This window comes from Novosphingobium sp. FG90 (genome assembly GCF_057808725.1).
Map to the genome: position 1 here is coordinate 31,066 of NZ_JBMDIO010000018.1, position 21,450 is coordinate 52,515.

The 21,450-nt window shown below is 65.6% G+C and carries 22 protein-coding genes and 1 tRNA gene; 16 read left to right on the plus strand and 7 right to left on the minus strand.

Annotated elements, in window-relative coordinates; genetic code table 11:
• The first annotated feature begins 144 nt into the window (after positions 1-144).
• From ACODRZ_RS16055 to ACODRZ_RS16070, 4 genes are all read left to right on the plus strand, one after another.
• Positions 145-270, plus strand: a complete 126-nt coding sequence (locus tag ACODRZ_RS16055; protein WP_488972082.1) for a hypothetical protein — start codon at positions 145-147, stop codon at positions 268-270.
• A gap of 196 nt (positions 271-466) precedes the next feature.
• Entirely contained in the window at positions 467-709 is a 243-nt protein-coding gene (locus ACODRZ_RS16060; protein ID WP_488972081.1) for a hypothetical protein, read from the plus strand.
• The gene (locus ACODRZ_RS16065) at positions 706-1,593 is read left to right on the plus strand and encodes a bestrophin family protein (protein ID WP_488972080.1); all 888 of its coding nucleotides are present in this window, start codon (positions 706-708) and stop codon (positions 1,591-1,593) included. Before ACODRZ_RS16060 ends, ACODRZ_RS16065 begins: the two co-directional genes overlap by 4 nt.
• A 10-nt stretch (positions 1,594-1,603) precedes the next feature.
• Positions 1,604-1,825, plus strand: coding sequence for a hypothetical protein (locus tag ACODRZ_RS16070; RefSeq protein ID WP_488972079.1), 222 nt, complete (start codon positions 1,604-1,606; stop codon positions 1,823-1,825).
• 137 nt (positions 1,826-1,962) lie between these two features.
• Here ACODRZ_RS16070 and ACODRZ_RS16075 read toward each other — a convergent pair whose 3' ends face one another.
• Entirely contained in the window at positions 1,963-2,640 is a 678-nt protein-coding gene (locus ACODRZ_RS16075; protein WP_488972078.1) for a spermidine synthase, read from the minus strand.
• Positions 2,637-4,631, minus strand: coding sequence for a threonine--tRNA ligase (gene thrS, locus ACODRZ_RS16080; RefSeq protein WP_488972077.1), 1,995 nt, complete (start codon positions 4,629-4,631; stop codon positions 2,637-2,639). The genes ACODRZ_RS16075 and thrS overlap by 4 nt, the downstream gene beginning before the upstream one ends.
• A gap of 399 nt (positions 4,632-5,030) precedes the next feature.
• Here thrS and ACODRZ_RS16085 point away from each other — a divergent pair, with 399 nt between their 5' ends.
• The 3 genes from ACODRZ_RS16085 to ACODRZ_RS16095 are packed head-to-tail and all read left to right on the plus strand — an operon-like array spanning position 5,031 to position 6,003.
• Complete coding sequence (locus ACODRZ_RS16085) at positions 5,031-5,615, plus strand: hypothetical protein (protein WP_488972076.1); 585 nt, start codon at positions 5,031-5,033, stop codon at positions 5,613-5,615.
• A complete protein-coding gene (locus ACODRZ_RS16090) occupies positions 5,612-5,806 on the plus strand; it encodes a helix-turn-helix transcriptional regulator (RefSeq protein WP_103096826.1) in 195 nt (64 codons plus the stop codon). Before ACODRZ_RS16085 ends, ACODRZ_RS16090 begins: the two co-directional genes overlap by 4 nt.
• On the plus strand, positions 5,806-6,003 hold the full coding sequence (locus ACODRZ_RS16095; RefSeq protein WP_488972075.1) for a hypothetical protein: 198 nt from the start codon (positions 5,806-5,808) through the stop codon (positions 6,001-6,003). The genes ACODRZ_RS16090 and ACODRZ_RS16095 overlap by 1 nt, the downstream gene beginning before the upstream one ends.
• Positions 6,004-6,007: 4 nt before the next feature.
• On the opposite strand, the gene ACODRZ_RS16100 is transcribed toward ACODRZ_RS16095, so the two are convergent.
• Positions 6,008-7,345: a glycosyltransferase family 39 protein gene (locus tag ACODRZ_RS16100; RefSeq protein WP_488972074.1), complete on the minus strand. Its 1,338-nt coding sequence runs from the start codon at positions 7,343-7,345 to the stop codon at positions 6,008-6,010.
• A gap of 102 nt (positions 7,346-7,447) precedes the next feature.
• On the opposite strand from ACODRZ_RS16100, the gene ACODRZ_RS16105 reads away from it, so the two are divergent.
• The 4 genes from ACODRZ_RS16105 (at position 7,448) to ACODRZ_RS16120 (ending at position 11,447) form a co-directional block, all read left to right on the plus strand.
• Positions 7,448-8,236, plus strand: coding sequence for an alpha/beta hydrolase (locus tag ACODRZ_RS16105; RefSeq protein WP_488972073.1), 789 nt, complete (start codon positions 7,448-7,450; stop codon positions 8,234-8,236).
• A gap of 4 nt (positions 8,237-8,240) precedes the next feature.
• Positions 8,241-9,122: a tetratricopeptide repeat protein gene (locus ACODRZ_RS16110; protein ID WP_488972072.1), complete on the plus strand. Its 882-nt coding sequence runs from the start codon at positions 8,241-8,243 to the stop codon at positions 9,120-9,122.
• A gap of 10 nt (positions 9,123-9,132) precedes the next feature.
• The gene (locus tag ACODRZ_RS16115) at positions 9,133-10,125 is read left to right on the plus strand and encodes an LLM class flavin-dependent oxidoreductase (protein WP_488972071.1); all 993 of its coding nucleotides are present in this window, start codon (positions 9,133-9,135) and stop codon (positions 10,123-10,125) included.
• A 95-nt stretch (positions 10,126-10,220) separates the two neighbouring features.
• Entirely contained in the window at positions 10,221-11,447 is a 1,227-nt protein-coding gene (locus tag ACODRZ_RS16120) for an NAD(P)/FAD-dependent oxidoreductase (RefSeq protein WP_488972070.1), read from the plus strand.
• Between the two features lie 84 nt (positions 11,448-11,531).
• On the opposite strand, the gene queG is transcribed toward ACODRZ_RS16120, so the two are convergent.
• Positions 11,532-12,599, minus strand: a complete 1,068-nt coding sequence (gene queG / locus ACODRZ_RS16125; RefSeq protein WP_488972069.1) for a tRNA epoxyqueuosine(34) reductase QueG — start codon at positions 12,597-12,599, stop codon at positions 11,532-11,534.
• A gap of 79 nt (positions 12,600-12,678) precedes the next feature.
• Between queG and ACODRZ_RS16130 the strand changes: the two genes are divergently transcribed.
• Both ACODRZ_RS16130 and ACODRZ_RS16135 read left to right on the plus strand, forming a co-directional pair.
• Positions 12,679-13,668 (plus strand): ABC transporter ATP-binding protein, encoded by a 990-nt coding sequence (locus ACODRZ_RS16130; protein WP_488972068.1) that lies wholly within the window; start codon positions 12,679-12,681, stop codon positions 13,666-13,668.
• Positions 13,668-14,930 carry an ABC transporter permease gene (locus tag ACODRZ_RS16135; protein WP_488972067.1) on the plus strand — a complete coding sequence of 421 codons (1,263 nt, stop codon included), beginning with the start codon at positions 13,668-13,670 and terminating at the stop codon, positions 14,928-14,930. Before ACODRZ_RS16130 ends, ACODRZ_RS16135 begins: the two co-directional genes overlap by 1 nt.
• 3 nt (positions 14,931-14,933) lie before the next feature.
• Here the strand turns inward: ACODRZ_RS16135 and ACODRZ_RS16140 are convergent, their stop codons facing one another.
• From ACODRZ_RS16140 to ACODRZ_RS16150, 3 genes are all read right to left on the minus strand, one after another.
• Positions 14,934-15,551 carry a PilZ domain-containing protein gene (locus tag ACODRZ_RS16140; RefSeq protein WP_488972066.1) on the minus strand — a complete coding sequence of 206 codons (618 nt, stop codon included), beginning with the start codon at positions 15,549-15,551 and terminating at the stop codon, positions 14,934-14,936.
• Positions 15,552-15,717: 166 nt separating this feature from the next.
• Positions 15,718-15,801 (minus strand) — tRNA-Leu (locus ACODRZ_RS16145).
• Positions 15,802-15,870: 69 nt separating this feature from the next.
• Positions 15,871-16,155, minus strand: coding sequence for an integration host factor subunit beta (locus ACODRZ_RS16150; RefSeq protein ID WP_036525893.1), 285 nt, complete (start codon positions 16,153-16,155; stop codon positions 15,871-15,873).
• 315 nt (positions 16,156-16,470) lie between these two features.
• Here ACODRZ_RS16150 and ACODRZ_RS16155 point away from each other — a divergent pair, with 315 nt between their 5' ends.
• The 3 genes from ACODRZ_RS16155 to ACODRZ_RS16165 all read left to right on the plus strand — a co-directional run bounded on the left by ACODRZ_RS16155 (position 16,471) and on the right by ACODRZ_RS16165 (position 20,860).
• On the plus strand, positions 16,471-18,123 hold the full coding sequence (locus ACODRZ_RS16155; protein ID WP_488972065.1) for a peptide MFS transporter: 1,653 nt from the start codon (positions 16,471-16,473) through the stop codon (positions 18,121-18,123).
• 65 nt (positions 18,124-18,188) lie between these two features.
• Positions 18,189-19,571, plus strand: coding sequence for an amidohydrolase (locus ACODRZ_RS16160; protein ID WP_488972064.1), 1,383 nt, complete (start codon positions 18,189-18,191; stop codon positions 19,569-19,571).
• Complete coding sequence (locus ACODRZ_RS16165; protein WP_488972063.1) at positions 19,568-20,860, plus strand: amidohydrolase family protein; 1,293 nt, start codon at positions 19,568-19,570, stop codon at positions 20,858-20,860. The genes ACODRZ_RS16160 and ACODRZ_RS16165 overlap by 4 nt, the downstream gene beginning before the upstream one ends.
• Positions 20,861-21,450 lie beyond the last annotated feature (590 nt).

Genomic DNA, 21,450 nt, shown 5'->3' on the forward strand with positions numbered 1-21,450 from the left:
CTTTCGTCATTGCGAGCGTAGCGAAGCAATCTGAGGCGGTTCGCGCTGCCCTGGATTGCTTCGCTACGCTCGCAATGACGAGCTTGGTTGGGACAGGCTTTGGCTTAACGCTTTGGAAACCACTGCGCGCGCATGGTCGCGCGCATGGCTCGCATTGTCGCTCTCGCACAGGCTCATCGTCCCGTTTCCGGGATGGAGTGGCTGCGTCCGCTGATCGTCGGCGGCTGCGCGCTGGCGCTTATCCTGGCACGCGACGCGCTGCCCTTCTGAGCGCGCTGCCGTTCATCCGGCAGCAATCTTTCCGAACAAATTCAACGTTTCGTAACGTAGGATGGCTACATCTTGTCTCGCTTGTTGCACTGCACACCTTCATTGTGCGTCGCAGCAAAGTTTTGTCGCATTAGGATGATGCAATCGAAATCACGGATGCCCACTCTTGGGGCTCACCCGTTTGATGGAGATGACAATGCGCACCATGACTGACGCCGACCGCGCCCGCCTGCGCGAATCGTTCATCGGCAACGGCCTGCTTTTCCTGTTCGGCTGCGGCGTTCTGGCCTTCCTGGTCGCCGTGGACCGTGTAGACTGGTTCTCGATCCGGCCTGCTACCGGAACCTCGATCGCCATGGCCCGTTCGACCGAAGGCGCACCGAAGGTTGGCCCGGCAGCGGGTACGCCGGTGACAGTGGAGCCTGCCAAGACCCAATGATCGTCGCAAAAATTCCAAGTTCCCGGCGCGTCTTCCAGGAGATCTGGAGACCGCTGACTCTGCTGTTCGTGTGGGACGTGCTCGTGACGATCACGTACTACATCCTGCCGTTCAAAGCGCCGGAACTGCCGATCACGCTGTTCGGCTCGGCGCTTGCGCTGTTCCTCGGCTTCCGTAGCAATTCGGCCTACCAGCGCTGGTGGGAAGGGCGCGGGCTGTGGGGGCTGATGATCAACGCGAGCCGCAACATCGCGCGTGCGACCCGCAACTTCCTGCCCGATCCGGAAGCGGCGGACCTCAAGAAGCAGATCATCTACCGGCAGATCGCTTACGTTAACGCGCTGCGCTGCCAGCTGCGCCGTCTGCCGCAGGACGAGGAAGTGCTGCGTCTCCTGCCCAAGCACGAAAAGGACCTCGCCCTCCAGCGAGTCAACGTGGCGAACGGCATTCTCGACGGCACCGGCCGCCGCATCGACGAAGCACGCCGCAAAGGCTGGATCGACACCATCCAGCAGGCGCAGATGGAAGCCGTCCTTGTCGATATCGCCAACTCGCAGGGCGGCATGGAGCGCCTCAAGAACACTCCGCTACCGTTCCAGTACCGCTTCATCCCGGAAGTCTTCACGCACCTGTTCTGCGTCCTTCTGCCGATCGGGCTGGTGGAGACGCTGCAGTTCGCGACGCCGCTGGGCTCGACGATCGCGGGGCTCATGTTCCTCGCGGTGCTGGCGATCGGCGATGATCTCGTCGACCCCTTCGCCAACGACGTCCACGACCTGCCGCTCAATGCCATGTGCCGCACGATCGAGATCGACCTGCTGCAGTGCATCGGCGAAGAAGCGCCCGGCCCGGTCACGCCTGACAAGCACGGGGTGCTGTGGTAGCCTTCAGGGCATGAAGCTCTACAAGAATCGCCAGGTCACCAGCGCCACGCTGCGCTTCGGCAAGGTCTTCAGCGCGGAAGCCCGAACGGATTTCAGTCCGGTCGGGCTTCTGGCTGTCGGGGCCATGGTTACCGGGATACTGCTCGGCAGTGCGGTGATCGTGGCGGTTTCCAAGGGCAGGAAGAAGGCAGGGGAGCATAGCCCCCCTGCACCCCCGTTACCGTCGAGCTAGGTTCGCGCAGCGGCGCTGTGTTCGCATTGCTCAGTCGTGAGCTTGATAGCCTGCGGCGCAATGTGGGGCTGAGGCTGCTGCGCGCGCCACGACGACAGTAAAGGGGTCTGGGGCGATGGCCCCAGGATTTCCCTTATTTATTCGCTCTTGGACGCAAACCAGATCACGTGCTTCGGCCCTTTGCCGTTGCTGCGCGCGTGGACCTTCACTTCGTCCACCGCGAACCTCGCGCGTTCGATGCGGCGGGTAAAGGCGGGGTCGGCGCCGGCCGACCAGATCGCCAGCACACCGTCCGGGGTCAGCGCCCCGTAAGCCTCGCGCAGGCCCACCTTGGAATAGATGACGTTGTTGTCCTCGCGCACCAGCCCGTCGGGGCCGTTGTCGACATCGAGCAGGATCGCATCGTAGTCGCCATGACCATCGATGATGGCCTGCGCGACGTCGCCCATCACCAGGTTGACGCGCGGATCTTCGAGGCAGTCCCCGGTCAGGTGTGCCATCGGGCCGCGTGCCCACTGGATGATCTCGGGCACCAGTTCGACGACGGTGATCTTCGCGTCGGCGGGCAGCACCCGCAGCGCGGCGCGCAGGGTGAAGCCCATGCCGTAGCCGCCGATCAGGAAGTGGGGGCGCTTGGAAGAGCCCTTGATCCGGTCGTAGGCCATCGTCGCAAGGGCCTCTTCCGAGCCCCACTTGCGCGTGCTCATCAGCTCGTTGTGGCCGATGACGATCATGAAGTCCTTGTCGTGGCGGAACAGCTCAAGCTTCTCGCCGTCCGGAATCCACGCAGAGTCGAGGAGTTCGCGCTGGATCATGCCTTCAGATCCGGCGCGGTGGCCTCGTCCTTCAGAAGCGCGATGACTTCGTCCAGCGACATGATCTTCTGGTGCTCGGCACCCAGCGTGCGCAGGGCGACGGTGCCTTCCTCCGCCTCGCGCTTGCCGACGACGACGAGATGGGGAACCTTCTTCAAGGAATGCTCGCGCACCTTGTAGTTGATCTTCTCGTTGCGCACGTCGGTTTCGACGCGCACGCCTGCGGCCTTGAGCTTCGCGGCGACTTCGGCGGCATAACCATCGGCGTCGGACACGATCGTGGCGACCACGGCCTGAACCGGGGCCAGCCATACCGGCAGCTTGCCCGCGAAGTGCTCGATCAGGATGCCGATGAAGCGTTCATACGAACCGAAGATCGCGCGGTGCAGCATGACCGGGCGGTGCTTCTCGCCGTCCTCGCCGATGTAGTGCGCGTCCAGGCGCTCGGGCAGCATGCGGTCGGACTGGATCGTGCCGACCTGCCAGGTGCGGCCGATCGCGTCGGTCAGGTGCCATTCCAGCTTGGGCGCATAGAACGCGCCTTCGCCGGGAAGCTCCTCCCAGCCGTATTCCTCGGTGGCAAGGCCGGCGCGGATAACCGCGTCGCGCAGTTCGGCTTCGGCCTTGTCCCACTGTTCGTCAGTACCGATGCGGTTGTCCGGACGCAGCGCCAGCTTGATCGCGTAGGTAAAGCCGAAGTCCTTGTAGACCTTGTCCGCCATCTCGCAGAACGCCTGAACTTCGCCGACGATCTGGTCTTCGCGGCAGAAGATGTGGCCGTCGTCCTGCGTGAACTGACGCACGCGCATCAGGCCGTGGAGCGCGCCGTGCGGTTCGTTGCGGTGGCAGCAGCCGTTCTCGACGATGCGCAGCGGCAGGTCGCGGTAGGACTTGATGCCCTGCTTGAAGATCAGCACGTGCGCCGGGCAGTTCATCGGCTTGAGCGCCATCCACTGCGCCTCGTCCGAGATGATCGGGCCGTCGTCCTCGGTGTTGGGAACTTCGTCGGGGATGACGAACATGTTCTCGCGATACTTGCCCCAGTGGCCGGACTGCTCCCATTGGCGCGCGTCCATGACCTGCGGCGTCTTCACTTCCTTGCAGTCGGCCTGGCTAATGGCGCGGCGCATGTAGTCTTCGAGCGCGCGATAGATCACATAGCCCTTGGGGTGCCAGAAAACCGAACCGTGCGCTTCGTGCTGGAGGTGGAACAGGTCCATCTCGCCCCCCAGCTTGCGGTGATCGCGCTTGGCGGCTTCTTCAAGGCGCGTCAGGTGCTCGGCCAGCTGCTTCTTGTTGAGCCAGCCGGTGCCGTAGATGCGCGAAAGCATCGCGTTGTTCTGGTCGCCGCGCCAGTATGCGCCCGATACGCGCGTCAGCTTGAAGGCGGCGGGGTCCAGCTTGCCGGTCGAGGGCAGGTGCGGGCCACGGCACATGTCGAGCCAGTCGTCGCCCGACCAGTAGACCGTCAGCGGCTCGTCGCCGGGGAGTTCGGCGGCCCATTCGGCCTTGAAGCTCTCACCCTGCTGCTTCCAGCGGCTGATGAGCTGTTCGCGGTCCCATACCTCGCGGCGCAGCGGCTTGTTGGCGGCGATGATCTTGCGCATCTCCGCCTCGATCGCGGGCAGGTCCTCGTCGGTGAAGGGGCGCTCTGCCGGGGCGAAGTCGTAGTAGAAGCCGTCGTTCGTCGAAGGGCCGAAGGTGATCTGCGTGCCGGGGAACAGCGCCTGCACCGCTTCGGCAAGGACGTGCGCGAAGTCGTGGCGGGCCAGGTCCAGCGCCTCGGCCTCGTCGCGGCTGGTGACGAGGGCAAGGCTGGCGTCGCCGGTGAAGGGACGGCTGAGGTCGACCAGCTCACCATCGATCTTCGCGGCGAGGGCGGCCTTGGCGAGGCCCGGGCCGATGGCGGCGGCGACGTCGGCCGGGGTGGAGCCTTGCGGCATCTCGCGCACGGAACCGTCGGGCAGGCTGATCTTGAACATTTCGGACATGGACGAAGTCTTCTCTCGTTTGCCCCATGCCATACCAGAGCATGTGGGCGGGACGTTTGGGGCGCCATGGCACAGGCGCGCCTCCGGGTGAAGGTGCGGCGTCGGCTGAATTGGCTCTATTTCGGGAGAAAGACGCCGATCTCGCCCGAAATCCGGGCGACGGCGGTGCGCTGCGTTCAGCCCGCGACCGACCGTGCCCGGTCGAGCCGGGTAGTCTGCGTAGTGGTAGGAATGGTGCGCAAAAGCATGGGCTGGATGTAGCGATTCGGGCGCGGAAAGCCAAGCGTGGTCCCGGGATCACCCGATGACGACGAGGTCACTTTCCATAATGTCAATGTTGCTTGACTTATGGTGGTTCGAATGACAAACACCCTTTACACATGAGCAAGGAGGCTTGTCATGACGGACCAAACCCTGTCGCGCAGACCCGCATGGTTCTGGGGCGGCGCGTTCTTTGTGGGCATGTTCGGCACCGGGTTCGCCGCGCGTGCGCTGGATCTGGGGTCGATTCCCTCGGCGCTGGTGATGATTCCACCGATGCTGCTGCTGATCCCGCTGGTCCGCGCCTCCGAGAAGGCACAGGCAGAATGCGGAGCGCTTTCTCCCGCAACGCGGCGCTACAATCGCCGGGGCCTGATCTGGGCGTTCGGCTATGTGATCTTCCTGTTCGTGGCCGTCTTCGGGGCCAAGTCGGGCGCGTCCGGGCCTCTGCTCTGGCTGCTGGCGCTGCTGCCGGCGCTGCCGATCTTCTTCATGCTGTGGACGATGGCGCGCTATCTGGTGGATGAGACCGACGAGTATCTTCGCCTGCGTGTCATCAACGCGGCTCTCTGGGCCACCGGGCTGCTGCTGGCAGTGGCGACCGTCTGGGGCTTCCTCGAGACGTTCGAACTGGTCCCGCACGTTCCCGGCTGGGCTGCCGTGCCGGTATGGGCGGTGGGGCTGGGCGCCAGCTCTATCGTCAACCGCTGGAGGGAGGGGTGAAGAACCGCCTCAAGGTCCTGCGCGCCGAGCGCGGCTGGAGCCAGCAGGACCTGGCCGAGCGCCTCGAAGTCTCGCGCCAGAGCGTCAATGCGATCGAGACGGGGCGCTACGATCCCTCGTTGCCGCTGGCCTTTCGCATTGCCGACGTCTTTGGTATGGCGATCGAGGACATATTCCAGAGGGGTGAGTGATGGCTGGCGGGCCACTCAGGCGCAGGCGGGGAGCGAGGATCGGTGTCGCGGCAGCGATCGCCGTGGCTATGGCGGTGTCGCTGGGCCTTTTCCACTCTTCCGACGAACCGGTGCAGGCGCGGGAGGAAACCGGCCTCGGCACCATCCGCGCCGACGGCAAGCTGGTCTTGCGGGTCTTCGCACCGGCGCTTTACTGATAGCTTAGTGCAGGGTGTGGGCGGTGCTGCCGCGATCGCCCAGCTTTCCCAGCAGGGCCATTGCCAGCCAGCCGGCCGTCATGCAGACCCACGGCATCACCGGATAGTGAAAGCGCGACTGCCCGGAGAACACGAGGCAGATCAGCGTCGGATAAAGGGCGATCCCGTAAGGCAGCAGCCACCAGCCGATCCACCTTTGCCCGTCACGCCGCCGCCTCGCGATCATCAGGAAGAAGGCGACGGCAAAGGCCGCCATCAGCATGATGTAGTATCCCTGGTTGAGCACGCGCACGGCGCGATAGACCAGTTCCGCGTTCGCATAGCCCGGAGCGCCGCCCTGATAAGCCCACTCCGCCTCGCCGTCGGGCAGCCAGAGGCGCAGGAACTTCTTCGGCGCCAGCTTCAGGAAACGGTCGGGATGCGTGGTGATCCATTCCATGCCCAGCTGCCGCGCTTCGGTGTCGCGCTGCACTTCGTCGAGGCCGGGACGGGCCATCAGGTCCTTCACGACGGGGGCATCCGGCGTGTAGTCCCCGGTCGCGGTGTCGTGATTGCCGGTCAGGAGGGTGTAGCCGCCATTGGTCGAGACCGCGACCCAGTGGCCTAGCTGGACCTCGTTGCGGATCGTCCAGGGCAGCACCGTCAGGGCGGCGAGCGCGAGCACCAGCAGGCCCTCGCCGATCAGGCGCGGCAACCGCTGCCATACCTGACCCATCCGCAGCCACTCGATCGCGAAGAGCAGCGGAACGACCACCAGAGTCTGCGCCTTCACCAGCGTCGCCAGGCCGAACAGGAACCCGGCGCTGACGAGATGCCATCGGTTGGTGCGCGTCACGACGACCCAGCACCCGGCCATCAGCAGCGCGGTGTAGAATACTTCGGTCAGCGCCAGCGGGACATAGCCGATGGCGTTGGGATAGACCGCCAGCAGCAGCAGCCCGGCCCGCGCCGCGCCTTCCGAGCCGAAAAGCCGCCGGCCGAGCGCCAGTGTCAGCGCCCCGATCAGCATCGAGCTTGCGAGGTTGAACAGTCCCAGCGGCACTTGCGAGACGCCGAACTGCGAGAACACGAGGCTGAGCGCGATCGGCCAGCCCGGGGGCCAGAACGCCGTCGGCGCTCCGGCATTGTCGAGATAGCCCTTCCCCGTCGCCAGGCTTGCCGCGCGGATGTAGTACCACTCCGCATCCGAAGTCGGCGCGACGTCGATCAGCAGCACCGCAGCGCGAAGGGCGAAGTACAGCGCCCAGATGCCAAGCAGGACCGAGCGATCGGTGGCGAACCATTCGAGCCGCAGCGCAAGCCGGGAAGGGCGGGTGGGAAAGTGGATGACCTTGGCGCTCATATCGGCCTGATCGGTTAGCGAAGGGGACTTAAGATCGCATTACACCTGCAGAAGCAAGTCTTTGGCTTGTCCTCGTGCTCTCGGGTTCCCACTAAGGGCTCCATGACTTCGACCAGCTATCTCGATCTCTCCGACGGGCGTTCCATTGCCTACCGCTTCACCCCGGGTGCCAGGGATAATGGCGGCCCGATCATCGTTTTCCTCCCCGGCTACATGTCCGACATGGCCGGTTCCAAGGCCGCCGCGCTGTTCGAGATGGCGCGCGCGAGCGGGCTGCCGTGCCTGCTGTTCGATTATTCCGGCTGTGGCGAATCCCCAGGTGCGTTCGCCGACGGCACTCTCACCCGCTGGAAGCAGGAAGTGCTGGCGCTCATCGCCGCGCTGGAGACGGACGAAAAGATCGTCCTGGTCGGCTCGTCGATGGGCGGCTGGCTGATGTTGATGGCGGGGCTGGCGCTGGGTGACCGGCTGGCGGGTCTCGTCGGCATCGCGCCGGCCCCGGACTTTACCGAATGGGGCATCCCCCAGATGGACAAGGCGCTGCTGGCCGATGGCGAGACGATCTTCGAGGACAATCCCTACGGCCCCGAACCGACGCCCACGCATCCCGGCTTCTGGGCCGACGGGCAGGCCAACCTGATGCTCGATGCGCCGATCGCCATCGACGCCCCGGTGCGCCTGCTCCATGGCCAGCGCGACCCGGACGTGCCCTGGGACATTTCCATGAAGCTGGCCGAGCGCCTGCGTTCAGCCGACGTGCAGGTCACGCTGATCAAGGACGGCGATCATCGCCTCTCGCGCGAATCCGACATCCGCCTGCTGCTGCGCACCGTCGCGGAGCTGGTCCTGTCATTCGCCTCGCCGCGCGCGGAGGGCACCCCGGAGTCCTGATCCCATGTCCTCGCTGCTTCTCCTTCTTCCGCTGATGGCCCAGGTCGGCCCGGCATCCACCCTGCCGAGCGCGGGACGGCCCTATGCCTCGCAGCTGCCGCTCGAGATCATCGAGAAGAAGGACAAGGAAGACCGCGACCGCCGCGCGCGTGAGGCGCAGAGCGTGGCGATGCCTGCTGCCCGCAGCAGCGCCGGCTGCATGAGCGCGGTCGAGGCGAACCCGGAGAAATCCGCCGAACTCGCCCGCAGCGCTCTGGCCAACGCAATCGGGCGCGAGCGGGTGCGGGCGGGCCTGTGTCTCGGCGTGGCGCTCAGCGACCTCGACCGCTGGGACGAGGCGCGCACCGCCTTCACCAATGCCCGCGATGCCGCCGATCCTGCCGATCACGCCAGCCGCGCGCGGCTTGGCGCGATGGCGGGCAACGCTGCGCTGGCTTCCGGGCAGCCGGGGCAGGCCCTTTCGCTGCTCGCCCCTGCGGCGACCGACGCCAAGATCGTCGGCGATGCGGAGCTGACGGCCTCGATCGCGCTCGACCGCGCCCGCGCGCTGGTCGAAGTGAAGCAGCCGGACGAGGCCGCCAACGCCCTTGCCGAAGCGCGGGCCGCCCAGCCTGACAATGCGCAGGCCTGGCTCCTCTCGGCCACGCTCTCGCGTCGCCAGGACAAGCTGGCGCAGGCGCAGACCCAGATCGAGAAGGCTGCCAGCCTTGCCCCGCAGGATCCCGAGATCGGGCTGGAGGCGGGCGTCATCGCCATGCTCTCGAATAACGAGGATGCGGCGCGGCGCAGTTGGGATTCCGTGGTCGCGGCAGCGCCTTCCAGCGACGCGGCGGTAACCGCGAAGCAGTACCTCTCCCAGCTCGGTTCCCCCGATTCTCCAAGATAAGGTTTCCCCCATGGTTCCGCTTTCCGTCCTCGATCTCGTCACCGTCCGCGAAGACGGCACGGTCGCAGAGGCCCTCGATATCTCGGTCCGCACTGCCCAGGCGGCCGAGCGCGCGGGCTACAAGCGATACTGGGTGGCGGAGCATCACGGCATGGACGGCATCGCGGGCGGTGCGACTTCGGTGGTGCTGGCGCATCTCGGCAATGCGACGAGCACGATCCGCATCGGCGCGGGCGGGATCATGCTGCCCAACCATACGCCTTACGTGATCTCGGAGCAGTTCGGCACGCTGGCGGCGCTGTTCCCGGGCCGTGTCGACCTTGGCCTGGGCCGCGCGCCCGGTGCCGACGGGCGGCTGGCGCACGCGCTGCGCAAGGACATTCACGCGGCGTCCGAGCGTTTCCCCAACGACGTCGTGGAACTGCAGGCACGTTTCGGCGGCCAGGCGGCGGGCGGCGTGCCCTCGCCGCAGGCCGCGGGAGCGGACGTCCAGATGTGGATACTCGGCTCCAGCCTGTTCGGCGCGCAATTGGCGGCGATGCTGGGTCTGCCCTATGCCTTCGCCTCGCACTTCGCCCCCGCCGCGCTGGACGATGCGGCGCGCGTCTATCGCGAGCGGTTCGAGCCGTCCGAGACGCTCTCGAAGCCGCACTTCATGGCGGCGATCAACGTGGTCGCTGCCGATACCGACGAGGAAGCGGTCTATCTTTCCTCTTCCACCGACCAGAGCTTCGTGGCGCTGCGCTCGGGCAATCCGGGGCGCCTGAAGCCGCCGGTGCGCGATTATCGCGCCGGCCTGCCGGGGGCAGCGCGCGCCATGCTGGAACAGGTCCGGTCGGTCAGCGCCGTCGGCAGCCCGCAGACGGTGCGCAAGGGGATCGAAGACTTCGTCGCGCGCACACAGGCGGACGAACTGATCGTCAGCATCGCGACTTACGAGCCCGAGGCGCAGATCCGTTCGCTGGAGCTGACGATGGATGCCCTGCGGGCGCCGGTGGAGTGAAGGTTTGACCAGCACTGCGATGTCACCCTGTCAAGGTAACTAGATTTCGCGGCGAGGCATTGACCGCGCGCTTAAATTGCGGAACTCACCGCCTCATGGAAAAATCAGACGTCGTCATTGTGGGAGCGGGACATGGGGGGGCGCAGTGTGCGCTTGCCCTGCGCCAGAACGGGTTCGCGGGAACCATCACCGTCATCGACCGCGAGCCGGAGTATCCGTATGAGCGCCCGCCGCTCTCGAAGGAATACTTCGCGCGGGAGAAGACCTTCGACCGGCTCTACATCCGTCCTCCGACGTTCTGGGCCGAGAAGGAAGTGACCTTCAGGCTCTCCACCGAGGTGACGAAGGTGGATGCCGGCGCGAAGGAACTGACGCTCTCGAACGGCACCACGTTCGGCTACGGCAAGCTGGTCTGGGCGACCGGCGGCGATCCGCGCCGGCTGTCGTGCGGCGGCGCCGAGCTGGCGGGTGTCCATGCGGTGCGCACGCGCGAGGATTGCGACACGCTGATGGCCGAGGTCGATGCCGGGACGCGCAACATCGTCGTCATCGGCGGCGGCTACATCGGTTTGGAAGCGGCGGCGGTGCTGTCGAAGATGGGGCTCAGCGTGGTCCTGCTCGAAGCCCTGCCGCGCGTGCTGGCGCGCGTCGCGGGCGAGGAACTGTCCGAGTTCTACCAGAAGGAACACCGCGAGCACGGCGTCGATCTGCGCACCGGCGTCGCGGTCGAATGCCTCGAGGGCGACGGGCACCGTGTCACCGGCGTGAAGCTGGTCGATGGCGAGGTCATCCCGGCCGAGGCGGTGATCGTGGGGATCGGCATCGTGCCCGCCGTCGGCCCGCTGATCCTGGCGGGTGCCTCGGGGGCGAACGGCGTGGACGTGGACGAGTTCTGCCGCACCTCGCTGCCGGACGTCTACGCGATCGGCGACTGCGCGGCCTTCGCCTGCGACTATGCGGGCGGCACGGTGATGCGGGTGGAATCGGTGCAGAATGCCAACGACATGGCGACGTGTGTGGCCAAGGCGATCTGCGGCGACGAGAAGCCGTACAAGGCGTTCCCGTGGTTCTGGTCGAACCAGTACGATCTCAAGCTGCAGACGGCCGGGATCAACATGGGCTTCGACAAGACCGTGATCCGGGGCGATGTGGCAGGGCGCAGTTTCTCGGTGGTCTACCTCAAGGATGGCCGGGTGGTGGCGCTGGACTGCGTGAACATGGTCAAGGACTACGTGCAGGGCCGCAAGCTGGTGGAAGCCGGCGCCACGCCCGACGTGGAACGGCTCGCCGATGCGGGAACGCCGCTCAAGGAAATGGTGTGAACTGAATCCTCCCCGTTCCGCAGGAATGGGGAGGGGGACCGCCCGCGAAGCGGGTGATGGAGGGGGCGCCCCCTCCGTCAGCGACTACGTCGCTGCCACCTCCCCATCGCTGCGCGACCGGGCGGATCGGAGTTTCGCCCTGGCCCATCGCGCCGCATCGGCGATGGTATCGTCCGCATCCGCCAACAGCGGCTCCACCTGCGCCAGCAGCGCCACACGGCCGCTGTTTCCTGCCGCGTAGAGGCAGTTGCGCACGAACCGGTCGCGTCCGATCCGCTTGATCGGGCTTCCCGAGAACAGCTTGCGAAAACCAGCATCGTCCAGCGTGAGCAGGTCCGCAAGTTCCGGCGCGGTCAGTTCGGCACGCGGCAGAAACGCTTTCATCGTGTGCGCCGTCTCGGCGAACTTGTTCCAGGGGCAGACCGCCAGGCAGTCGTCGCAGCCGTAGATGCGGTTGCCCAGGCCCTTGCGCATGTCTTCGGGCACCGGCCCCTTGTGCTCGATGGTGAGGTAGCTGACGCAGCGCCGCGCATCGAGGCGGTAAGGGGCCGGAAAGGCGTCGGTCGGGCAGGCGTCCTGACAGGCCCGGCATGACCCGCAGCGGTCGCGTGCGGGGGCGGAGAGCGGCAGGTCCAGCGTCGTGTATATCTCGCCGAGGAACAGCCATGAGCCATGCTCGCGGCTGACCACATTGGTATGCTTGCCCTGCCAGCCGAGTCCGGCAGCGGCGGCGAGCGGCTTTTCCATCACCGGTGCAGTGTCGGTGAAGACCTTCACGCCGACCGGTCCCAGCCCGCGCTTGTCCCCCTCGCTCACCATCCAGCGAGCGAGGTTCTTGAGCGCCTTCTTCACCGTGTCGTGGTAATCTGCACCTTGCGCATATGTCGAAATCCGGCCGATCCGCTCCTCGTCCGCCAGCCGCAACGGGTCTTGGGCAGGGGCATAGCTCATGCCCAGCGCGATCACGCTGCGCGCCTCGGGCCAGAGGCCCTGTGGACTGCGGCGATGGTGGGCGCGCTCCTCCATCCAGGCCATCGTCCCGTGCAGGCCTGCGGCCAGCCATGCGTCGAGGCGCGCCGCGCGATCCGCGTCCGGCGCGGCGGAGGCGATCCCGAAGGCGCAGAAACCGAGTGCGCGCGCTTCATGCTCCACCGCCTCGGCAAAAACGCTTAGGGCGGTCTTAACCGGGACTGCGTCATCAGGGGCGCACGTGCTAGAGCCAGGGGGCTTCATGGATGTGCAAGTAGGAGATCCTCGGTTGACCGGCAATGTGTCAGGTTTCGATCGGCCGTTGGCGATCGAGGCGCGGGGGCTCGTCAAGCATTTCGAAGGGACGACGGCGGTGGGCGGCGTCGATCTTTCAGTGCCGCAAGGCTCGGTCTACGGAATCCTCGGCCCCAACGGTGCGGGCAAGACGACGACGCTGCGCATGCTGCTCGGCATCATCGAGCCCGATTCGGGCTATCGCCGCATTCTCGGGGCGGAACGCCCGCACGACGTCGCCCATGCCATCGGTTACCTGCCGGAGGAGCGCGGTCTCTACCCCGCCATGAAGGCGACGGAGGCGATCGCGTTTCTGGGCGCCCTGCGCGGCCTGCCGCTGAAGGAAGGGCGACGCCGTGCCCGCGACCTGCTTGAGCGTCATGGGCTCGGCTATGCGGCGGATCGGCAGATTCGCCAGCTTTCCAAGGGTATGGCCCAGCAGGTGCAGATCCTGGGCACTCTGGTGCATCGCCCGCGCCTCGTTATCTTCGATGAGCCGTTCTCCGGCCTCGATGCGCTCAACCAGGGCAAGCTGGAGGCGATGATGCGCGGGCTGGCGGAAGACGGCACCACCGTCATCTTCTCCACGCATGTCATCGCCCATGCCGAACGCCTGTGTGACGAAGTCGCGATCATTGCCGGCGGGCGCGTGCCCTTCGCCGGGCCGGTCGATGTCGCGCGTGATCGCATTCCCGCGCAGGTCCGGCTCGAAACACAGGCGGATGAAGGCCTGTGGCGCGCCGCATTGCCCGCCGATTCGCGGAGGGAGGGGCGCTACTGGAACTTCGCGCTGCCCGATGGCGGGATCGAGCCGCTGCTGCGCGCACTGATCGCAGGGGAAGCGGGCATCCTGTCGCTGTCCATTGAGAGGGCGGGCCTGCACGACGCCTTCGTCGCCATCGCCGGGGAGGCTGCGGCCCGCGCCCTCGAAGCGGAAAAGCCCGAGGAGCCGCGCTGATGAGCTTGGAAGCGCCGATGACTCGCGAAACGCTGGAGCCTGGCCATCGCGGCCGTTTGTCGATGCTGGCCGCCGCCTGGGTTGTGGCGCGCCGGGATTTCACCGCGATCCTGTTCTCGCGCACGTTCTTCTTTTTCCTTCTCGGCCCGCTGTTTCCGGTGATCGTAGGATTGCTGGCGGGAAGCGTCGGGCAGCGCGTCGACCAGAGCGGCGAGGCGCCGGCGATCGGCGTGGTCATGGCGCGTGCCGATGCCGAGGCGATGGTCCGCGCGCACGATGCGTTGACCGACCGGCTGGGCGACGGCTTGCCCGAGATGCATGTGGTCAAGGATCTGTCGCCGGCGGAAAAGGCCGATCCGGGCAGGCTCATGGCTTCGCGCAAGGGGGCCTTCGCGGGCGTGGTCTCCGGCTCTCCCGCAGCGCCGGTGTTGATCGGGCCGGCGGCGCGAATCGAGGGCTGGCAGGGCGATGTCGAACTGATAGCCGCCGAGGCGCGTGACGGGACGCTGGCGTCCTGGCCTCGTGCGCGCCTGGCGAAGACCACCGCGCCGGCGCCCGGGGATTCGCGTTCGCGCCTGCGCACGGCGCAAGGCGCGCAGACGTTGCTGTTCCTGCTCACGATGATGCTCGCAGGCATGGTGTTGTCCAACCTCGTCGAGGAAAAGGGCAACAAGATCATAGAGGTTCTCGCCGCCGCGATTCCGATGGAGTCGGTGTTCTTCGGCAAGCTCTTCGCGATGCTGGGGGTGTCTCTGGTCGGTATTGCCGTGTGGGGCGGCGTGGGCGCAGCCGTCTACCTGTCCGCAGGGTCAATCGCCGAGCTGCCCGAACCGGCGGTCGGCTGGCCGGTGCTGATGGGGCTCGGCGTGATCTACTTCGCGATGGCTTACCTGCTGCTGGGCTCGGTGTTCCTGGCGATCGGCTCGCTCGCGAACACGGTGCGCGAGGTGCAGACGCTGTCGATGCCGGTGACGATGATGCAGCTCATGCTGTTCTTCTTCGCCACTTACGCGATGACGCAGCCGGGCAGCGCGGTGGAGATGCTGGCGGTGATCCTGCCGTTCAGCTCGCCTTTCGCGATGCTGGCCCGCGCCGCGCAGGAACCGGCGCTCTGGCCGCACGTTGCCGCGCTCGGCTGGCAGGTCATGTGGGTGGTGCTGCTGGTGCGTGGCGGCTCGATGCTGTTCCGCAGGCGGGCGATGAAGTCGGGGCCGCCGGCAGGGCGTCGCAGATGGTGGCGGCGCGTCGTTTCCGAAAGCTAGGGTCTACAGGCGGTCGCGGGTTTTCTGCATGCGGAAAGCCCGGACCGCAAGTTCTTCAAGGCTCATCAGTTGCCGGAAGACGATGCCGTAGGACGGATGCTGGCGCCAGCATACGGTGGCCTCGAATTCGGGCATGAGCCCCGAGGCGATGCGCAGGTGCTGCCCGATGGCGAGATAGTGGTCGGTTTCGATGCCGGCGCCCTGGCGGGAAAGGTCGCGTACTTTCGCGGGGGAGGTTTCCCCGGCGATCGTCAATTGCGCCTGATGGCCGACGCAGACGCGGATAGGGCGCTTGGGATAGGGGCCGGCCTCGGCGATGAAGCGCTGGACATCGATCGGCTCGTCGAAGCGGAAGCCTGCTTCGCCGCCGTTCTCCCAGACCTTCTCCACCCCGAGCCGATCCCCGGCGGCGCTTTCGAGCGCAAGGCGGCGTTCGTCGGCGAGCGAGTGAAATAAGCGCAGCTTCACCCCGGTCTCGGACACGTCGCGCACGATGCAGAGGTATTCGCCGTGCGCACCGATCAGCTTCGCAGCACGCAACAGCAGCGCGAAGCGCGGGCTGGCGCGCTGCTCCTCGTAACTCGGTTTCCTGCCGGCGGACAGGCTTTCCGGGAAAGACATCCAGTAATAACCCCTAGGCACACCTGCCAAGAACATCCGAGTGACGTACCTGGCATGGGTACTTAGTAATTGATACCAGTTCGCAAGTTACGCATTTGTAAACACAATCGATTGAAGAAATTCCACGTCGCGAATAACGGCGTAATATTTGCTCGTTTCGATGATTTGGTGCGGGCGGCGGGACTCGAACCCGCACTGGAAGCCCAAGCGGATTTTAAGTCCGCAGCGTCTACCATTCCGCCACGCCCGCACGGCCCGGCTGGGCGTGGCAGCGTCTAGCCGCCTGCGAGCGGCGGCGCAATCTTTCGCGCAGCGGCTTCTATTCGCCGACGTTGAGACGAACGCGCATTTCCTTGCCGGGTTTGAAGTAGGGCACGCGCTTTTCCGGCACTTCCACGCTTTCGCCGGTGCGCGGGTTGCGGCCCTTGCGGCCATCGCGGTGGCGGGTGGAAAAGGCGCCGAAACCGCGCAGTTCCACGCGGCCGCCATCGGCGAGGCGCTGGCTGATCTCCTCGAAGAAGGTATCGACAGCGCGTTCGACGTCCTCCGCACGCAGTTCCGGGTTGTCCTTGCCCAGTACCTGAAGCAGTTCGGACCTGATCATCGCGACTTTCCCCCAAAAAGCGTGCCCATGGCGGCCGGGTGTTAAAAATTGTTCACCCGCGCACCGAAACAGAAAATTACGTTTGGCCTCCCCATGGCCTGTCGTGAAAATGCCACCAGCGTGGGCTTCGCGCAATGCCTCGCGTGAGATGCGCAAAAGTGATCATTTGAGCCTGGTCCAGGCACCATCCGTGGCGGCGCGTCCCCATTTACAGCGGAAAATAGGTCGCTAACCTTCTGTTCCTTCACGCGCGGCCGGTGGCCGTGGGACCAAGAAACAATATACAAACATTCAGGGCGCGAAGGCATCAGCACCATGAAAGACATGTCACTCTGGACGGAAGGGGACTGGATCGGCGCCGCGGGCGCGGTTTTCCTCTTCGCCGTGCTCGCAGTGGGCGGCATCATCGCCACCCGCAAGAGCGAGGAATTCGCCGGCCACCCTCGCGGCCTCTTCGTGCTGTTCTATGCCGAGATGTGGGAGCGCTTCTCCTACTACGGCATGCGGGCGCTGCTGATCCTCTATCTCGTCAAGTTCTGGCTGTTCTCCGACGGCCAGTCGAACCTGATCTACGGCGCCTATACCAGCCTCGTCTACATCACGCCGGTGCTGGGCGGCTATATCGCCGACCGCTGGCTGGGGCAGCGCAAGGCCGTGCTGTTCGGCGGCATCGTGCTGGCGGTGGGGCACCTGTTCATGGCCTACGAGGGCCTGCAGGGCGTCACCGACCCGGCGACGAAGCAGGGCGACCCGGCGATCAATGTCTTCTGGTTCGCACTGGCGCTGATCATCGTCGGCTCGGGCTTCCTCAAGGCGAACATCGCGGTCATCGTCGGACAACTCTACAAGATGACCGACACCCGGCGCGATGCGGCGTACACGATCTTTTACATGGGCGTGAACACCGGCGCCACGCTGGGTACGATCCTAGTCGGCTATCTGGGCGAGACGATCGGCTGGTCCTGGGGCTTCGGGCTCGCCGGTATCGGCATGGCGCTGGGGCTCGTCATCTTCGTGATCGGCAAGCCGGCGCTCAAGGGGCGGGGTGAGCCTCCCAAGCCGCTGGCGTGGAAGCGGGAAATGGGGCTTTACGGCATAGCGCTGGCTGCGGTCGGGGTCATCTGGATGCTCATCCAGTATGTCGACGTGATCCAGAATCTGCTGATCGTCTCGGGTACGGCCATGTTGCTCTTCACCCTGTGGGAAGCCTCGAAGCTGCCCAAGGAGGCGCGCGAACGGATTTATGCGATCATCTTCCTAGTGGCCCTTAACCCGATCTTCTGGGGCCTTTTCGAGCAAGCAGGCGGATCGCTGAGTCTCTATACCGACAAGTTCGTCGATCGCGGCGGTGTGCCGACCAGCCTGTTCCAGTCGATCAACCCGATATACATCGTGCTGTTCGGCCCCATCTTCGCGGGGCTATGGGCCTGGCTCGGCAAGAAGGGGCTGGAGCCGAGCGCACCCGCCAAGTTCGCGCTGGCGCTGGCGCAGGTCGGCCTCGGCTTCCTCGTCTTCGTCTGGGGCGCGGGCACCGGCGATCCTGCGGTGATGACCTCGGTGATCTTCGTCTTCCTGATCTACCTGCTGCACACGACTGGCGAGCTATGCCTGTCACCCGTGGGCCTTTCCGCGATGACCCGCCTTTCGCCGCTGCACCTCGGCAGCTTCATCATGGGGGCATGGTATTACATGACCGCCGTGGGCAACTTCGTCGCAGGCAAGATCGGTGAGGCCACCGGCGGTGAAACCGGCACGATGGACAAGGCGCTGACCCTCTCGATCTATGCCAAGATCGGCTGGATCACGCTGGGCATCGCGGTCGTGGTGCTGGCGCTTTCGCCGATCGTGAAGCGCTGGATGCATATCGATACGCTGGAGGACCGCGGCATGGACGCCGATCTTGCCGGACGCGCCGAGATTGGACTGGAAGCTCACGAGGCAGGTTTCCATCCGGCGATGAAGAACTGAAGGATGACTGACCGGCCCGGGGTGCTCCCCGGGCCGGTTTCGTATTGCAACAGGGGAAATTGCCAATGAGGGAAACGCCTTGGAAGCGTCTTCTGCTGTGTGGCCTGGCCATGATCGCCACTCTCGCAATGACGGGGCACGCCGCCGACGCGAAGAAGAAGGACAAGGGCGCCAAGTCCGCACCGGCGCCCTACGCCTCGACCTACAAGCCCTATCCGGGTCGGCCGACGGCGCTGGTCGGCGCAACCGTCTACGACGGGCGGGGTGGGCGGATCGACAACGGCACTGTCCTGTTCGAGAACGGCAAGGTCGTCGCCGTGGGCGCAGCGGACCTTGCGATTCCAGCGGGTTACGATCGCGTGGAGGGTTCCGGCAAGTTCGTGACGCCGGGGGTGATCGACATCCACTCGCACCTCGGAGTCTATCCCAGCCCTTCGGTCGATGCGCTGTCGGATGGCAATGAGATGACCAGCCCGACCACGCCGGACGTCTGGGCCGAGCATTCGGTCTGGCCGCAGGACCCCGGCTTCACGCGGGCGCTGATCAACGGCGGCGTCACCACGCTGCAGATTCTCCCCGGTTCGGGCAACCTCATCGGCGGGCGGGCGGTGACGCTCAAGAACGTGCCGAGCCGCACCGTGCAAGGCATGAAGTACCCCGGCGCGCCCTATTCGCTGAAGATGGCCTGCGGCGAGAATCCCAAGCGGGTCTATGGCGCCAGGAACCAGAAGCCGATGACTCGCATGGGAAATTTCTCGGTCGATCGGCAGGCGTGGATCGATGCGAAGCAGTACATGGACGGTGACCATGCCGAGCGCGATCTTGGCAAGGACACGCTCAAAGGCGTGCTGAAGGGCGAGATTCTCGTTCAGAATCATTGCTATCGCGCGGACGAGATGGCGCAGGTCCTCGATATGGCCAAGGAGATGGGCTACAAGGTCACCGCCTTTCACCATGCGGTCGAGGCCTACAAGATCGGCGATCTGCTCAAGGCCAACGACGTCTGCGCCGCGATCTGGGCGGACTGGTATGGTTTCAAGATGGAAGCCTACGACGGCATCCCTGAAAACGCGGCACTTTTGGCCAGGCAGGGGGCCTGTGTGGTGATCCATTCCGATGACGAGAACGGTATCCAGCGGCTCAATCAGGCAGCGGCGCGGGCACAGGCGGCGGGGCGGCGGATCGGGGTGGACGTGCCTGATGCGCAGGTCGTCGGCTGGTTCACCTACAATGCTGCCAAGGCCATGGGAATCGGGGATAAAACCGGCAGTCTGGAGGCCGGGAAGATGGCCGACGTGGTGCTCTGGAACGGCAATCCGCTGTCGGTCTATTCTCGCCCGGAGAAGGTCTGGTCGGACGGCGCGCTGCTCTACGACGCCGATGATCCCAAGCGAAAGCCGGTCAGCGATTTCGAGCTTGGCCAGCCCGGCGAAGGAGACGTGAAATGAAGCGCCTGATCCTCGCCATGTTGCTCGGCGCCGCGCCGATTTCCGTTTCTGCTCAGGACTTTGCCATCACCAATGCGACCGTCGGCACCGGTGACGGCAGCGCCCCGATCGAGCATGCTACTGTCGTCGTAAGGGCCGGAAAGATCGTTTCGGTAGGAAGCGGCACAACGGCACCCAACGGCACTCAAGTGGTGGATGGAACGGGCAAATGGGTCACACCGGGCCTGTTCTCGGCCGTCACCGACCTGGGTCTGTGGGACGTCGAAGCAGTCGACGACAGCAACGACACCTCGGCTGAAAAATCGCCCTTCAACGCCGCGCTCGACGTCGCCACCGCGCTCAACCCATCCAGCGAGCATATCGCCGTCAGCCGCGAGGGGGGCGTCACTCGCGCCAGCGTCGCGCCGATCAACGGTGCCTCGATCTTCGCCGGACAAGGCGCCGTGATCGACCTTGGCCAGGACGCCGCGATCGTCATGAAGCCGCGCGCGTTCCAGTACGTCGAACTGGGCGAATCGGGCGCGCGCCTCTCCGGCGGCAGCCGCGTCGCGGCGCACACCGCGCTGCGCAACGCCCTGCGCGAAGCCCGCGAAGTCGCTGCGCTCCCGGCCGGTGCGCAGCGGCAGGGCGACGTCCTCCTCACCCGCGCCGACGCTGCCGCGCTGGCGAAAGTCGTCGACGGCACGCAGATCCTCTACGTCGGCGTCGAACGCGCTTCCGATATTCGGGGCGTCCTCGCGCTCAAGGCCGAGTTCCCCAAGCTCGACCTCGTCCTCGTCGGCGCCACCGAGGGCTGGCTTGTCGCCCCGCAGATCGCGGCAGCGGGGGTGCCCGTCGTGACTATGCCGATGCGCGACCTACCCGCCACCTTCGAGACGCTGGCCGCCACCATGTCCAACGTCGGCCGGATGAAGAAGGCCGGCGTCAAGGTCGCCATCGGTATGTTCATGGGCATGGACCAGCCCCGTAACGCCCCGCAGCAAGCGGGTAATCTCGTCGCCCTGACGAAGATCCCCGGCGCCTCGGGCCTCACCTGGGGCGAGGCACTGGCGGCGATCACCTCGATCCCGGCCGAGATCAGCGGCTTCGGCGGAAAAGCCGGGGTGCTGGCCCCCGGCGCAGTGGGTGACGTGGTGCTGTGGGACGGCGACCCGCTCGAACTGTCCTCCGCGCCGGTCTCGGTGTGGATCGACGGGGTGAAGCAACCGGTGGATAGCCACCAGGCGCGGCTGCGCGAACGGTACAAGGATCTGGACGAGACCTATCTGCCCAAGGCCTACGACTGGTAGGAGAGAAGGTGAGGCAGGGGGCCATCGCCCCCTGCACCCCCGTTACTGGCGTCGTCGCGCGTGAGGCGGGCCTGTGTGCGTTATCGATGGGCTGCGGCGGTTGTCCGCATGGCAGAGGCGCCACGGCAGGTTTCGCCCCCTTGCAGACGTTCGTGAACTAGATAACCTCGCCTGATGACGTTGAACCCTACAACAAAATTGAGGCTAGCGGTTCTCGCTCGACCCGTAGCTTTTATTCTAGCACCCGTCGCGATCTTGCTGGTGGCTTGCGGTGTAAGCTTCTGGATACTGGCAGCTTGGCTCGTGGGGAACGGCCTCTTGGCAATAGCTACCGCCTGTCCGCGCTGCGGTCAGAGCATCTATTGGGACGAGCAGCGTCCTTGGAGAACTATCCTCGCAAAGCCTCATCCGGTTTGCACCCGATGCTGTTTTACTTTCGACAGGTAACCACCCAAACCTACCGTCACCCTGAACTTGTTTCAGGGTCCATCAGGCCGATAGCGCAGTTTCGTGATCAGCGAGCCGAGATGGCGGTTTGCGAAACAACATACCGGCCCCAACTGCCCGATGGATCCTGAAACAAGTTCAGG